This window comes from Priestia sp. LL-8 (genome assembly GCF_036227845.1).
GTDB lineage: Bacteria > Bacillota > Bacilli > Bacillales > Bacillaceae_H > Priestia > Priestia zanthoxyli.
The window spans coordinates 2,571,092-2,585,708 of the sequence record NZ_JAZAQH010000001.1; the positions used below are offsets into that span (position 1 = coordinate 2,571,092).

Annotated in this window: 13 protein-coding genes; 1 reads left to right on the top strand and 12 read right to left on the bottom strand. The window is 39.5% G+C overall.

The window, feature by feature from the left end; translation table 11 throughout:
- Nucleotides 1-86: 86 nt before the first annotated feature.
- Entirely contained in the window at nucleotides 87-722 is a 636-nt protein-coding gene (locus U9R83_RS13070) for a DUF1796 family putative cysteine peptidase (protein WP_042992090.1), read from the bottom strand.
- 234 nt (nucleotides 723-956) lie between these two features.
- On the opposite strand from U9R83_RS13070, the gene U9R83_RS13075 reads away from it, so the two are divergent.
- Entirely contained in the window at nucleotides 957-1,961 is a 1,005-nt protein-coding gene (locus tag U9R83_RS13075) for an LLM class flavin-dependent oxidoreductase (protein ID WP_328575264.1), read from the top strand.
- 27 nt (nucleotides 1,962-1,988) lie between these two features.
- Here U9R83_RS13075 and U9R83_RS13080 read toward each other — a convergent pair whose 3' ends face one another.
- The 11 genes from U9R83_RS13080 to U9R83_RS13130 form a co-directional block, all read right to left on the bottom strand.
- Nucleotides 1,989-3,308, bottom strand: a complete 1,320-nt coding sequence (locus U9R83_RS13080) for a (Fe-S)-binding protein (RefSeq protein WP_014459809.1) — start codon at nucleotides 3,306-3,308, stop codon at nucleotides 1,989-1,991.
- On the bottom strand, nucleotides 3,305-4,717 hold the full coding sequence (gene glcD / locus U9R83_RS13085) for a glycolate oxidase subunit GlcD (protein WP_014459808.1): 1,413 nt from the start codon (nucleotides 4,715-4,717) through the stop codon (nucleotides 3,305-3,307). The genes U9R83_RS13080 and glcD overlap by 4 nt, the downstream gene beginning before the upstream one ends.
- A gap of 131 nt (nucleotides 4,718-4,848) precedes the next feature.
- The gene (locus U9R83_RS13090) at nucleotides 4,849-5,961 is read right to left on the bottom strand and encodes a CdaR family transcriptional regulator (RefSeq protein ID WP_042992088.1); all 1,113 of its coding nucleotides are present in this window, start codon (nucleotides 5,959-5,961) and stop codon (nucleotides 4,849-4,851) included.
- Nucleotides 5,962-6,031: 70 nt separating this feature from the next.
- Nucleotides 6,032-6,604, bottom strand: a complete 573-nt coding sequence (locus U9R83_RS13095) for a DJ-1/PfpI family protein (RefSeq protein ID WP_013057347.1) — start codon at nucleotides 6,602-6,604, stop codon at nucleotides 6,032-6,034.
- A gap of 118 nt (nucleotides 6,605-6,722) precedes the next feature.
- Nucleotides 6,723-7,049 (bottom strand): IDEAL domain-containing protein, encoded by a 327-nt coding sequence (locus tag U9R83_RS13100; protein ID WP_013057348.1) that lies wholly within the window; start codon nucleotides 7,047-7,049, stop codon nucleotides 6,723-6,725.
- A gap of 226 nt (nucleotides 7,050-7,275) precedes the next feature.
- Nucleotides 7,276-8,709: a GntP family permease gene (locus U9R83_RS13105; protein WP_014459806.1), complete on the bottom strand. Its 1,434-nt coding sequence runs from the start codon at nucleotides 8,707-8,709 to the stop codon at nucleotides 7,276-7,278.
- A 34-nt stretch (nucleotides 8,710-8,743) separates the two neighbouring features.
- Entirely contained in the window at nucleotides 8,744-9,934 is a 1,191-nt protein-coding gene (locus tag U9R83_RS13110) for an iron-containing alcohol dehydrogenase (RefSeq protein WP_035335513.1), read from the bottom strand.
- Nucleotides 9,935-10,179: 245 nt separating this feature from the next.
- Nucleotides 10,180-11,328, bottom strand: coding sequence for an ABC transporter permease (locus U9R83_RS13115; RefSeq protein WP_140450951.1), 1,149 nt, complete (start codon nucleotides 11,326-11,328; stop codon nucleotides 10,180-10,182).
- A gap of 1 nt (nucleotide 11,329) precedes the next feature.
- Nucleotides 11,330-12,436 carry an ABC transporter permease gene (locus U9R83_RS13120; protein ID WP_140450952.1) on the bottom strand — a complete coding sequence of 369 codons (1,107 nt, stop codon included), beginning with the start codon at nucleotides 12,434-12,436 and terminating at the stop codon, nucleotides 11,330-11,332.
- A 19-nt stretch (nucleotides 12,437-12,455) separates the two neighbouring features.
- Nucleotides 12,456-13,394 carry an ABC transporter ATP-binding protein gene (locus U9R83_RS13125; RefSeq protein ID WP_140450953.1) on the bottom strand — a complete coding sequence of 313 codons (939 nt, stop codon included), beginning with the start codon at nucleotides 13,392-13,394 and terminating at the stop codon, nucleotides 12,456-12,458.
- A gap of 101 nt (nucleotides 13,395-13,495) precedes the next feature.
- On the bottom strand, nucleotides 13,496-14,617 hold the full coding sequence (locus tag U9R83_RS13130; RefSeq protein ID WP_014459801.1) for a sensor histidine kinase: 1,122 nt from the start codon (nucleotides 14,615-14,617) through the stop codon (nucleotides 13,496-13,498).

Here is a 14,617-nt window from a genome sequence, read left to right on the forward strand (position 1 = left end):
TTTCATCTCCTTTGATAAACAGATATAACAAAGTCTATGAAAAAAACGAGCTTTTTCATTCCCGTATTGAGCAAAAAGAGTTCCTTTTATTTTATAACAAGTCCGCTTAAAAGCTCTTCCCATACTTTGTCGTCGCGCAGCACATCCATTGAAAAAATAGGTGCATGTAAGACACATGTATAAGGCAAGTCCCAGTTAGCTTCGGACAAAAGTTCTTTTTCACTGTTTGTCAGCAGCAGTATATAGAAATCGCTTTTGACCATTCCCTTTAAAGTATGCTCTAATTCTTTCGCTTCTTCATACGTTCCACCCATACGAATAAACAATATACAAGAACTGGTCTCCATCGACGTTAAAAATCGCTCCGTTCTCCGCTCATACTTTTCTTTGACTTCATTATACGAAAGCCAGTTATTTTCTGTATTAATAGACGACGGAAAATCATGAGCAGAATCAATTTGATACACCTTATCACGCAGCCTAAGCGTAGAACCATCTCCGAAAGAACTGATATAGGTTAAGTGTTCATACAAAAATAAGTCTTTACAGCGATTTTTCAACAGCTGGTTAACATGAGAAAGAGAAATGCTAATACACCAATCAATCACGCCGGCTTGTTTTCGCAAAGAATATTTTTTCATGTATATCCCTGGAAAACAGTTATAGCCTAAGCTATATATCATATCGTACTGCTTGCTTTTTAGTTCATTTAAAGTAACCATGTTCATCCTCCCTTCTACTATAAAATATGACAGCTTTTTATAGAAAGAGGCGGCTTCTGCCTTATACCGTACAAGCTTTTTGCTTCTTGGAATCTTGTGTAACTAAAGAACAATAACGTAAAGGAAAATAACCGAAGCAAAATATTTTGGAACTCGAAAGATTATTGTTAAAATACTTGTATTCCATTGAAATAACAAGGCCTATGAAGTCTTTAAAGAAAGAAGATGAAATTGATGAGTAAAGCATTAAAAGATATTCCGATTTCCGTATTAGATCTTTCTCCTGTAGTTGAAGGAGGAACTGTATCTGACTCGCTTAGAAATACATTAGATTTAGCTCAGCACGCTGAAAAATGGGGATATAACCGCTACTGGCTAGCTGAGCATCATAATATGACAGGTATCGCAAGCTCCGCTACATCTGTTGTAATTGGTCATGTAGCTGCAGGCACGTCACGTATTCGCGTAGGCTCTGGAGGTATTATGCTTCCTAACCATTCTCCGCTTGTTATTGCTGAACATTTTGGCACGCTTGAATCACTATTTCCAGGACGTATTGATTTAGGCTTAGGAAGAGCGCCAGGGACAGATCAGCTGACAGCGCATGCCCTGCGACGCAACCGCAGAAGCGACAGCAGTGACTTCCCAGAACAGCTAGCTGAACTGCAAGAATACTTTAAACCGGCTTCAGAAAGTCAGATGCGCGTTAAAGCTGTTCCCGGTCAAGGTTTAAACATTCCGATTTGGCTGCTTGGCTCAAGCGGTTTTAGCGCACAGCTTTCTGCACAGCTAGGCTTGCCATTTTCATTTGCGAGTCACTTCTCACCTAATAATACAATGACAGCTCTTAACATGTATCGCCGTTATTTTAAGCCGTCCGACGTGTTAGAGAAACCATATGCAATGTTAGGTGTAAACGTAATCGCTGCTGATACAGATAGAGAAGCTGAACGCTTGGCTACTTCTATGCAGCAGCAGTTTCTAAATTTAATTCGAAACACACCAGGTAAACTAAAAGCTCCTGTGGATAATATGGATGAACTATGGACTGACTTTGAAAAAGCTTCTCTTCAACAGCAGCTGGGCTCTTCTATTGTCGGAAGCCCTGAGACGATTAAAGTCAAGCTGGAACAGTTTATTGAAGAAACAGAAGCAGATGAACTGATGATTAACGCTCAAATTTACGATCACAAAGCTCGCCTTCGTTCGTACGAAATTGTTTCTCAGCTGTTCAAATAATAAAAAGGCCGGACGTGTCCGGCCTTTTTATTTGCTTTCTACTGCTTCAAGAAGTAAATCTGCAAGATGAACGGCCCTTACACTTTCTTCTACTCCTTCTCTGACTACGCCTAGCTTCATTTGAATGAGACAGCCCGGGTTTGCTGTTACAATCGTATGTGCATGGGCTTCTTTCACTTTTTCCATTTTATAATCTAAAATTTGCATAGACATCTCTTGTTCCGTTAAGTTATAAATACCGGCTGAGCCGCAGCAATGATCCGCATTTTCCATTTCATTAAACACCGTGCCGTTAATCGCTTGGATCAGTTTTCTCGGTGCGCTGGACGTTTTCATCACGTTTCTTAAATGACACGAGTCTTGATACGTAATAACTTGACTTGAAAGCGATAACTTTTGTTTTTCCACAAACTGCTGCTGCAATAAAATCTCTGAAAAATCTTTGACTTTGGCAGAAAAAGCCGCCGCTCTTTCTTTCCATTCCGGCTCATCTTTTAATAAATGATCGTATTCTACCAACAGCGCACCGCAGCCTCCTGCATTAAGAACAATGTCATCCGCTTGAATGGATTCAAACGCCATAATATTTTGCTTCGCTAACTTCTTTGCCTGATCTTTTTCTCCTCCGTGCGCATGCAGTGCGCCGCAGCACGTCTGCACCTCTGGTATAACGACCTTACACCCCGCTTTTTGTAAAAGTGCAATCGTCGCGTTGTTTGTCTCCATAAACATCGTATCCATTAAACACCCTGTAAAAAAAGCAACCGTACGCTCTCTTGTTCCTTCTGCTTCAAATAAAAAAGGACGTTTCTTCATTTCTTTTTTTGTTGGCACAGGCGGAAGCGTTTTTTCCATTTGTGCTAAATTACCGGGCAGAACGTTTAGTATGTTTGTTTTTTGAACAGCTTTTTGCAAGCCGCTTCTTTGATAGAAAGCAAGCAGAGAATGTACATTTTTTAATCGTTCTTTATGGGGAAAAAGCTGTTCAAACACCATATGCCTGAGCGCTTTTACCGGCCATTTATGTCGTTTTTTCTGCTGAATAATATCACGCGCTTCTTCTAATAAGTGTCCGTACTTCACACCCGAAGGACAAACAGGCTCACACGCTCGGCAGCCAAGGCAAAGATTCAATTGCTTTTCAACAGATTCATCAGGTTCAATAAGTCCGTCTACCACTCCTTTCATCAAAGCAATTCTTCCGCGCGGTGACGCTGCTTCATATTGATTCGTTTGTCCATACGTCGGACAGCTCGGCAAACAAAAACCGCATCTCATACAATTCATTAACTCGTCATAATCTAACCGTTCTTTGAACGCTTGCTGAATGTCTTTTGTTGCCGTCATGAACGAACCACCACTCTTTTTCTCGTGTCTTTAGCAAAAATTTTCCCTGGATTCATAATTCCTTGCGGATCCAAAGCATACTTAATTGCTTTCATCGCTGCTACTCCTTCTCCGCCCATCTTCAACGCCAAATACGGTGCTTTCATTTCTCCAACTCCGTGTTCCCCTGTAATCGTTCCTCCGAGCTCAATGGCTTTATGAAAAATTGCTTCAAAAGCTTGTTCGACCCGGTGAAGCTCTTCTTCGTCACGCGCATCTGTTAAACAAGTCGGATGCAGGTTTCCGTCTCCCGCATGACCAAACGTACAGATCTTAACGTTATATGTTACAGCAATTTCATTAATTGCTTTGACCATTTCACTAATTTTAGACCGTGGAACGGTTGCGTCTTCTAAAATGGTCGTTGGCTTCATCCGTGCTAAAGCAGAAAGGGCTGACCTTCTGGCTGTACTTAACGCTTCTGCTTCTGCTTGCGAAGCCGCTACTTTTACCGATACAGCGTTTCCTTCGCTGCAGATGCGTGAAATCATTTCAATATCGCGCTTCACCACTTCTGGCGGGCCATCTTGTTCAATCAATAAGACAGCGTTTACATCAGTTGGAAGCCCAACTTGCGCAAAATCTTCTACTACTTCACACGTCGGCTGGTCTAAAAATTCAAGCGTAGCCGGAATAATCTTATTGGCGATAATTGCTGAAACCGTCTTAGCAGCTGCGTCCATGTCTTCAAACAGTGCAAGCAGAGTTTGTTTTGTTTCAGGTATTGGAATGAGCTTTAAAATCGCTTCTGTCACGACGCCCAGCGTTCCTTCAGAACCAACAAACAAGTTCGTTAAATCGTAGCCAGCTACATCTTTAGCTAACTTGCCGCCCGTCTTTATGCAGTCGCCGTTTGCAAGAACTACTTCAAGACCAAGAACATAATCTTTTGTCACGCCATATTTTAAGCCTCGTAATCCTCCTGAACATTCATTGATGTTTCCTCCAATAGTTGATATTTTCATGGAGCTTGGATCAGGAGGATAAAATAAACCTTTTGCCTCTACAGCGTTAATTAAATCTAACGTAATAACACCCGGCTGAACGGTAACCGTTAAATTTTCTTCATCAACTTCTAAAATTTTATTCATCCGGTTAAAGGTAAGAACAATTCCTCCTTGCGTGGGACACGTTCCTGCGCTTAAATTTGTACCTGAACCTCTTGGAACAATGGGCACGTGATCTTCGTTGCATATCGTTAAAATTCTTTTCACTTGTTCTTTGTTTTCAGGCATAATAACCGCATCAGGAAGCGACTGAAAGTTAGGTGTTGCGTCATAGGAATACACGAGTCTTGCTTCACTGCTATCTTGAAAATTGGCTGATCCTACAACTTCAATGAGCTTTGCTTTTGTTCGTTCATTAAGCATAACGTTCCTCCTTATATGTATCTCTTACTCTTATTATAGTTACAGAAGCAACGAGGGACTATAGATAAAGAACTAAAAAAAAGCGCTTTAAAAACTCTTTTTTTGTATGTTTATCCAACGAAGGACGCACTTCACTCTAGTAAAGATAGCGCAAGGTAAAAAAGCGTAATACCTTTTACGCTTTTAGGATCAATATCTGTGAGCTCTTTTATTTGCTTCAAGCGGTAATGAAGCGTATTAATATGAATATGTAAATCAACTGCCGTTTTTTTTAATGATTGATCATTGGCCAAATAGCACTTCAGCGTTTCAAGCAGCTCTTTTTCTTTTAAGAGAGTGGAAAGCACTCGACTCAAGAATTCCTTTTTTACAGGTTTAGAAACGTCTTCTAAAATCATGTCCATCAGCAGCTCCTCATAAAAAACAACGGTTTGACGTTTTGAAGCCACTTTAAGCGCTTTTTTCGCTTCTTCATATGAAGCATGCAAATTAAATTGCTCCGCTGACTTTCCTACACCAATAGTGACCATAACTTGGTTGTTTGCTTGAATGTACTGCTGACATTTTTTTAATTCTTCTTTAAATCCATGCCTTGCCTTTTCACCTACCGCCTCTTTCAGTAAAAGCAAACGATCATATCCCCAGTTTGCGATATAATCTCCGTCAGCTTTATGACTTTCAAACCAGTAGCGAATTGTTTCTTGTACCTGCTGCTGCTTATTTTTCGAAAGAGATGAATCAATTTGAAACAGTGTGCAGCAATAAGCACTGTCTGCTTGTACTCCTAAAATATGGCCTCGTTCAATAAATTCTGCATCTACCTGCTGGCTATAAATCCATTCACGAAAAAAAGCTTCCACTCCTTTATTTTCCCATTCCTTTGTTTCTATGTAATATGCCTCACGAATAATTAACTCTGTTAATCTTCGAATAATATCTGCAAAAGGCTCAACGGCTTCTGGAGTACCTGTAATGCCAATAACCCCAATAATCTCTCCTTGATAACTGATAGGCAAGTTAATACCAGGCTTAACTCCTTTTAAATCCGCTGCTTCTTTTTTGGATATATATAATTTTTGCTTTCTTTGCATCACGTTCCACGCGCCTTCGTGAAAAAAACCAACCCGTTTTTCTTCTGTTGACGCAATAATAATTCCACTTGGATCTGTTACAATTACATGTTCTTTCATCACAAGCTGCACTTCTTTTATAATTTTCTTCGAAAGTTCAGACACAAGCTGCACGTTGTTTACACCTCACCTATCATCATGTAAAAGAGCTGAAAGAATTCTTTTCTCTCAGCCCGCTTTTTTATTATGCGTTCACTTTTTCAGCTTTTTTTAGCACGTTAAAAAATTCTTTCATAAATTTAGGTAAATCTGGCCAAGCTTGTCCCGTTACTAAGTTTCTGTCTACATGAAGCGTCTGTTCAACAAATACTGCACCCGCCGCTTCTACTTCCGGACGGCAAGCAGGATACGCTGTCACTTCTCTGTCTTGCAGATACTCTCTAACCGTCGTTAACACGAGCTGACCATGACAAATAACGCCTAAAGGTTTGTTTTCTTTTAAAAAATGAGCGGCAATTTCCTGAACTTTTGTGTTCATTCGAATATATTCAGGCGCTCGTCCTCCAGGAATAATAAGTCCGTCAAAATCAGCGGGATCCACTTCATCTACAGAAGCGTGAGAATCAATTTTATATCCCGTTTTTTCTGTGAATGTTTCCATTTCTGGAAGAAAATCATGAACAACCGTTTGGAGCTTCTTTTTCACTGGAGAAGCAATGGTACACTGAATATCTTCTTCTAAACAGCGATAATACGGATAAAAAACTTCTAAAGCCTCCACGGCATCTCCTGTTAAAATCAAGACACGTTTACTCATCTTTTATCACCTTTTCTTTTAATGTCGTCATTTACTTCTTCTCGCAAGCTGCTTTCCATTCCTGCTTTTCCCCTAGGAATAATAAAAAAAGCAGGGCCTTCATTCCTTATCAGGAATGTCAGCCTTGCTTTTTATCTTGTAATCTTTTTAATTCAGCTGTTAATTCAATAAACCAAGCTTCGTCTTTCGTTAGCAGCGCGAGATCAATTAATGAAAGAATTTGCTCTTCGTGCGCCGTTTTTTGAAGGGGCAGCTTTTCTATTTTTTCATCCATCATGCCAATGGTTGTGCCGACCATTTTTTCATCATCACTTTTCACAACGTTGATTAGTGCTGCTTTTTTAGATGGATTAATCGTTTTAATATATCCGTATATAAGTTCACCGTCGCGAGACTTTCCTTTGACCCAGTCGCCTACTTTTAAATTTCCTTCAAATAGCTTCACAGTCATTCTCCTTTCTTCATAAACATGCTAAGAATTAATGTAACGGCATATAGTACTGCAGAAAGTAGTGTAATCATAATACTTACAGTTTAGAAAGTCAAAGAATCTGTTTTAGAGCAAAAATCTTGATATACAACTAAATCACTGCAACAATAAAAAGATCCGAACAATTCATCGTTCGGATCTTTCTTCAACGAAACTACTTTTTTCTCAACCTCTTTACTGGTTATACGAGTCCAGTTAAGCTGTAGATTCCAATAATTAAGAAACATGCAAGCGTTTTTATAATAGTGATGGCAAAAATATCTCGGTAAGACTGCTTGTGGGTTAACCCGGTAATAGCAAGCAGTGTAATAACGGCTCCGTTATGAGGAAGCGTATCCATACCGCCTGATGCCATCGCTACAACTCTATGCATAACTTCAGGAGGAATGTTGTACTGATTAATAGCTTCTACATACTTATCTCCCATCGCACTAAGCGCAATTCCCATACCTCCAGAAGCAGAGCCTGTAATACCCGCTAAAATGTTTGTCGTAACGGCTCCATTGACAAGCGGATTTGTAAATGTATGTGAAATACCGTCACGAACGGCTGCAAACCCAGGAAGAGATGAAATAACGCCTCCAAAGCCATACTCAGCTCCCGTGTTCATCGCAGCAAGAAGCGCTCCGCCAATACTTGCATTAAGACCTGCTTGGAAACCGGTGGTCACTCGCTTCCAATCATACGCAATCGTTGTGATAATTCCAATAACAAGTGCCAATTCCACTGACCAAATACCAACAACCGCGGTTAAATCTACTTTTCCGAACGCTTCAAGGCCAATTTTGGCAAAATCAAAACCCTCTGGATACCATTTTGGAATAGAAACAGTAAAAAATTTGTTTGCAACCCCTACAAGCACAAGAGGAACAAATGCTAAAATCTGTCTTGCTACGCTAGGTTCATACTTAGGTTCTGTAGAAGGCACTGACTCTTTTTCTAGTTCTGCAGCAGCCGCTAGTTCATTATTAAATCCGTAGTAGCCTTCTCCAGCTTTTCTTGCTTTTTTGCTTCGACTTTCCAAATACCAAAGACCTAAGCTAAAGACAATAACCGATCCGATAATCCCCAGTGTCGGAGCAGCATAGATGTCTGTTTTAAAAAAAGTCGTTGGAATAACGTTTTGAATCTGCGGTGTACCCGGAAGTGCATCCATGGTAAACGAAATAGCTCCTAATGCAATCGTTCCCGGTACTAATCGTTTTGGAATATTCGCTTCGCGGAATAAGTTAGCTGCAAACGGATAAACTGCAAACGCAACAACGAATAAACTTACGCCGCTGTAGGTTAAGATTGCTCCCATTAAAACAATCGCCAAGATCGCACGTTTAGCCCCTACGACTTTAACAATTGTTTTCGCAATCGACTCAGCGACTCCAGACATTTCAACCATCTTCCCGAAAACCGCTCCTAATAGAAAGACAGGGAAGTAGTTTTTAATAAACCCAACCATTTTCTCCATAAAAACGTTTGAGAAAAACGGGAGTGCATAGCTTGGTTCCGTTAAAATAACGGCTAGCAGCGCACAAAGTGGAGCAAACAAAATAACTGAAAATCCGCGGTAAGCAACCAGCATCAAAAGCCCCAGAGACAGCAAAATAATCAGCAAATCCATAACGTTTCCCCTTTCATCCCTTATTCAATTTGTCTTATTTTTTATAAAGTGCAGACTCAAACTCATATTCATAGCACGTGTAATAAAGCTGAATAACTTCTTCTGCCGTCGGTACGATCGGATGATTAGCAGGACTTCCGCTTTGAATCGCATCCGCTGCCATTTTCTCAACCGCCGCGTAAAACAGCTGTCGATCAATGCCCCACGATTGAAGATTAGGAATCTCTAAGTCGATACAAAGCTGCTTAATGGCTTCAATTAACACATCTGCTCCTTCTTTTTTTGTATATGATACGTTCGGAAAAAGAGCTTGTCCTATTTCACCTAAACGATCGATTGAAGCCTCTTTTGTATAGTCCAAAACCGCAGGCAGGAGCATCGCATTAGAAATACCGTGCGGCACATGGAATAACGCGCCAATTGGCCTTGACATACCGTGCACTAGCGCAACGGATGAGTTTGAAAACGCCATCCCTGCCAGCATAGAAGCATAGGCCATTTCGTTCCTTGCTTGAACATTTTCTCCATTTCTGTACACAAGACGGATATTTTTCATGATTAACTCAATTGCTTGAAGCGCAAGGGAATCTGTAAAAGGATGTGCTTTTTTAGACAAATACGCTTCCACTGCATGACTGAGTGCATCAATTCCTGTAGCTGCCGTTACGTGTTTTGGACATGATAGAGTTAATAACGGATCAACAATGGCTGTATCAGGCAATAATTGAGGCCTTGCGAGCATCATTTTTACATCGTACGCCGTGTCTGTAATAACTGTCGCTTTCGTCACTTCTGAGCCGGTTCCGGCAGTCGTAGGCACCGCAATCAAAGGAAGAGGGCTACCTTGAAAATCTTGTTGATTTTGAAAATACGTTCGTAAATGCCCTTCATTAGTCATCATCACGGCAACCGCTTTCCCAGTATCGATACAGCTGCCTCCCCCTAAAGCAATAACCACATCGCACTGCTCCGTTTTGCATACGGCAAGCGCTTCATCTAGATGAATATCCGTTGGCTCTGAATTTACACCTGTATACACGGCACAGTCCATGCCAGCTTCTGCTAAGTAACGACGGCAAGCTTCTACATTGCCTGCTTTCGCCATAACGTCATCACTTATAAGCAATGCCTTTGTCCCAAGCAGTGCAGCCTGTTCTCCAATTTTAGAAAATGATCCTTCTCCATATAAAACCGTGCGTGGTACAAGTAATTCATAAATTGCCACTGTTTTTTCCCCCTTTGTTATCTCGCTGACAATCTCTCCTTCCGTCTTTTCATGCTGACTTATGTAAGCGATTTCATTTATTTGTGCAAAAAACCAACATGAACTTCGTTTTTCTCCCCTATTTATTCTCTTTTTGTATACCCCTTTCCTCTTTCATTCTAAAATTTCATCTTATATTTTTCAATCTTTTTTGTAACTTTTTAAAAATTACAAAAAAAGCCAGAGGTATTCTCTGACTTTACCATTTAAATAAACTTTTGAACAGTATTATTTCGATTTAATTTATAAATCGACAGCAGGAAAAAAACAAGTGCAAAAGCTAGTAAAATGCTGATATTTAACCATAGGCTGCTTAAATCAGCTCCTTGTTGAACACTTTTTAACGTACTTAATACCCACGTTTGAGGAAGAAAGTCGGCTATTTTCTGCATCACATCCGGCATAAATTCAGGCGGGAAAAAGCAGCCGGACAGTAAACAAGTTGGCGTGATGATAAGAGTCTGAAGACCATTCGTTGCTTTTGAACTTTCTGTAAAAGCGATAATTACAAGAGACAAGCCGATGGCTACTAGACCAAACAAAACTAAAATGAAAAACAGCTGCCACACGGGAATGTTCATATCTACGTGAAAAAGAGTTGTAATACAAACAAGTGTAATCATTACTTGCAAAGTTAATAAAATCATATTTGTAATAACATTAGATATCACGTATTGCCTTGCGCTAACTGGCGAAGCTAGCAGTCTAAAATACGTGCGCTGCTCTTTTTCTTTTGTGATAAGAGCCGATAGATTTACGGCAGAAAAAAGCATAAACATAATTAAATACCCAATTGTCTGCTTGACAATATTTTGATCGGTTCCTTTGTCTTCAAGGGCGTGCGTAGAGACGTGGAATGGCGCTTTTTGATAACTCTCATACATTTGGTTAAACGCAGCATCGTCGCCGCCTGCTGCTTGATTAAGCGCAGAAACATTATCAATATATTGATACAAATAAGACTTAATAAAGCCAGTTACTTCTGCTCCTTTTATTGAAGTAATCGTAATATGACCTGGTTTGTTCGCTTTGACGCTTTCAGAAAACCCTTTTTCAAAGGTAATAACAGCATCAACTTTCTTTGACGTAATTTCATGGTCCACTTCTTTGTCCGTAAGCATTTTAACATTTGTTTTATGCAGCCCTTTTAAAAACTGAACGGTGTCTTTTGTGATATCCGTTGAGTCGTGATTGACAACTCCGATATTCACCGAAGTCCCTCCTGTGTTTCCATAAATAAGAACGGACATCAAAATACCTGCAATAGGCAAACCAATAACAAGCACAAGCGTCCTTTTGTTTCTAAGCAGCATATTTCTCAGCATATTTGTGACAAGCCACATGATATTTTTCATGTTATAACCCCTCTCTTTTTCTCAAAAGCACAATGGCTGTGCCCAAGAATAAAATAGAGAAGCCTACATTCAACCCAATAACTGAAAGAGAAGCGCCGATATCATTTGTATAAATCAATTTAATAAGTCCATTATTCATCCAAGTTAAAGGTGATACATTGACGAAGCCCTCTCCAGATCCATTTTGAAAATAGGTTCCTCCTACAATACACGACACTTGAATCACAACCATAATAATTGCTCTTGACGCCGCTTCTGTCTTCGTAAGGTAGCTAACTCCTAGTCCAAAGCTAATAGCAAAAAGAATTTGAGATACTAACATTACGAGTACTAAGAGTAAATGATCTCCCCAATTCGCATCAAAAAAGTATTTAGTCGACATAATGACGACTAATACACAAATAGTGTGAACCAAAACAGTACCTAAAATTTTCCCGACAAAAATTTCAGCGGTTTTAATCGGAGCGGCTACTAATCGATTGGCCGTATTTCGCATACGCTCTCCTCTAATTAAATAACTCGCTGAGATAGATCCGTACAAAACAATCATGGTTGTCATTGAAATAGCGTAGTAGTCTATTGAATTGGGATGTTTTTGAGAATGAAGGGATGTTTCTTGAATATAGTCATGCTTAGACGCACGCAGCAGATTCTCCACTTGCTGAGGATTTACTTTTGCCACTTCCATAGCCACGTTGTACTTATCCGTAAACGTGCTTAACATACCTTGCACCACGTTAAATTCAATGCTGTTTTCTTCATTTCCGTAGAGATCAATGTCTCCGTCTTTCACTTCTACATAAGCTGTATAACGCTGCTCTTTTACTTCTTTTTTTCCATCCTGATCTTTTTTCAACGCTTTAAAGTGAATGCCGGATTTTTCTGCGTTTGCAGCAAACTGCTTAAATGCGGCAGATTGTTCATTACTCGTGTCGATTTTATAGAGAACATAGCTATCGTCTATCGTCATGTCGTTATTAAAAGCTTGAGACAAAGCTGTTCCTAAAATAAGGACAAGAGCTAGCGGAAAGAGAATCATAAAAATAAATGCACGCTTATCTCGCAGATCACTTTTCATTTCTTTCAAAGCAATTGCAATAATATTCATTCGTTATTCCTCCTTTCTTTTATAAATCTCTTAGACTGCGTCCTGTGAGCGTCAGAAAGACCGTCTCTAAATTTGGCGCTTGCTCCTTGACTGCTTTAATTTCAATATGGTGGCTCATTAAATACTGAATGACTTTGTTCAAGTTATTCACTTCAGCATTTGAATTAATTTTAATGATTCCATCTTCATACGTAACGGCTGTTACTCCCGGAATGTCTTTTAGACCGCTGCAATCTATATCGTCCGCTTCTTTTACTTCAATCCAAATATCTTTTGTATCGGTGATAATCGCTTTCAGCTGCTCTTTTGTTCCTTCAGCAATAATTTTGCCGTGATCAATAATCGCAATCTTTGTACATACCTCTTCTACTTCTTCCATATAGTGACTCGTATAAATGATTGTGCTTCCCATTTCATTTAGCTTTTTTACAGATGTTAAAATATAATTTCGCGACTGAGGATCAATGCCCACCGTCGGTTCATCCATTATAATAAGCTTTGGGCGATGAGCAATTGCGCATGCGATATTTAGCCTTCTTTTCATTCCTCCTGAAAAACTTTTCGGATACGCCTTTTGTTTATCCAAAAGCCCTACAAATGCTAAAGCTTCTTCGACTCGTTCGTTAAGCAGTGAGCCTCTTAATCCGTAAAGTCCTGCAAAAAACTTCACATTTTCATAGGCTGTCAAATCTTCATAAATCGCTAAGTCTTGCGGAACAATCCCGATGTTCATCTTTGCAAAATTTCGGTGCTTCTTTATATTTTTCCCCAGCACTTCAATATCGCCGCTGTTGCTTTGAAGCAGGCTAGCAACCATATGAATCGTTGTGCTTTTTCCTGCTCCGTTTGTTCCTAAAAAGCCAAATATATCTCCTTCTTCTACTTGCAAAGATAAATTATCTACTGCAATAAAATCTCCAAATTTTTTTGTTAGTTTTTGAATTGATAATACGTTCATCATTTCACCTCTAGTGTGTTGGTATATCCTTATTTTATGAAAAAAAGGCAAACTTACGTCAGTGCATAAGTTCACCTTTTTCACATGAGAAATCTCATTATTTATGTATGAAGTTTCTCACCTATCGGCAGGAGTGTGGTAACAGAAAATCCGTTTGCTCCGTCAACAATCACCGTTCCGTTAATGGAAGCAGCTCGTTCTTCCATTCCTGCTATGCCAAGGCCTTTTTGAAACAAGTGAGCGCCTTTTCCATTGTCTTTGACTTCTACTTTCACCATTTTATTTAGTACGTGAAGCTCAATAGAAATCATCGTTGCTTCTGCATATTTTAAAGCGTTTGTAATAGCTTCTGTTATATTTTCATGGATAATTTTCCACTGAAGAGGCGTGATAAGATCTAAATTACCTTTGTATACAAGAGGCATTGCGATACTATGCTTAGCCTCAAACTCACCAATAAATAATTTAAGTCGGCTGATTCCTATTTGCTCAGCAGGAGGCTTTATACTTTTTAACGTTAGCCTAATTTCTTCAATACCTTCTTTGGAAATCGTAATCGCATTTTGAAGAAGAGACAGCGCTTTTTCCTCGTCTTGCTTCATTACGCGCTTTGCTGCCTCCATTTGAATAAGCGCTCCTGTCATTGAATGACCAATCTTATCGTGAATTTCCTGTGATAATCGATTTCGCTCTTCTAATTTTGAAGCATATTGAGACTGTCTTACATACTCTTTATTTTCATTGACATGCTTTTGCAGTTTTTGCATACTTACTCTCATTTCATCGAGCTTTTGCTCATAATTAATCGTTCGTTTTTGATAGAGAGCTGCTCCTGTATAAATAAAGAAAGTAAACGCAGCGACTAACGCATACAGTGCGCTAATGTCAGAGGGAACAAGCAGCACTGGAAGCAACACAAGCAGCAGCACCACCCATTTTTTTGCGACTGATTCTCCAATAAGTTCACAAAGATTTAGCGGCAAAAGAAGAAAAAACAAAGGATGAAGTTTATACGCACAATATAGAATAAGGACTATTGAAAAAGTAATAAACATGCGCTTGAACGCGCTCTTTTTCACAATGGACGCTGCAATATTAACACAGCTGTAAAGAAGCAGTGCCAACACAATAGCTGAAATCGAGTGTACATAATTAAACTGAATGTACGTAATAGCCAAAAATAGCATGAGGATGAGCTTAGTCATCATTAATCCAACTTCCAT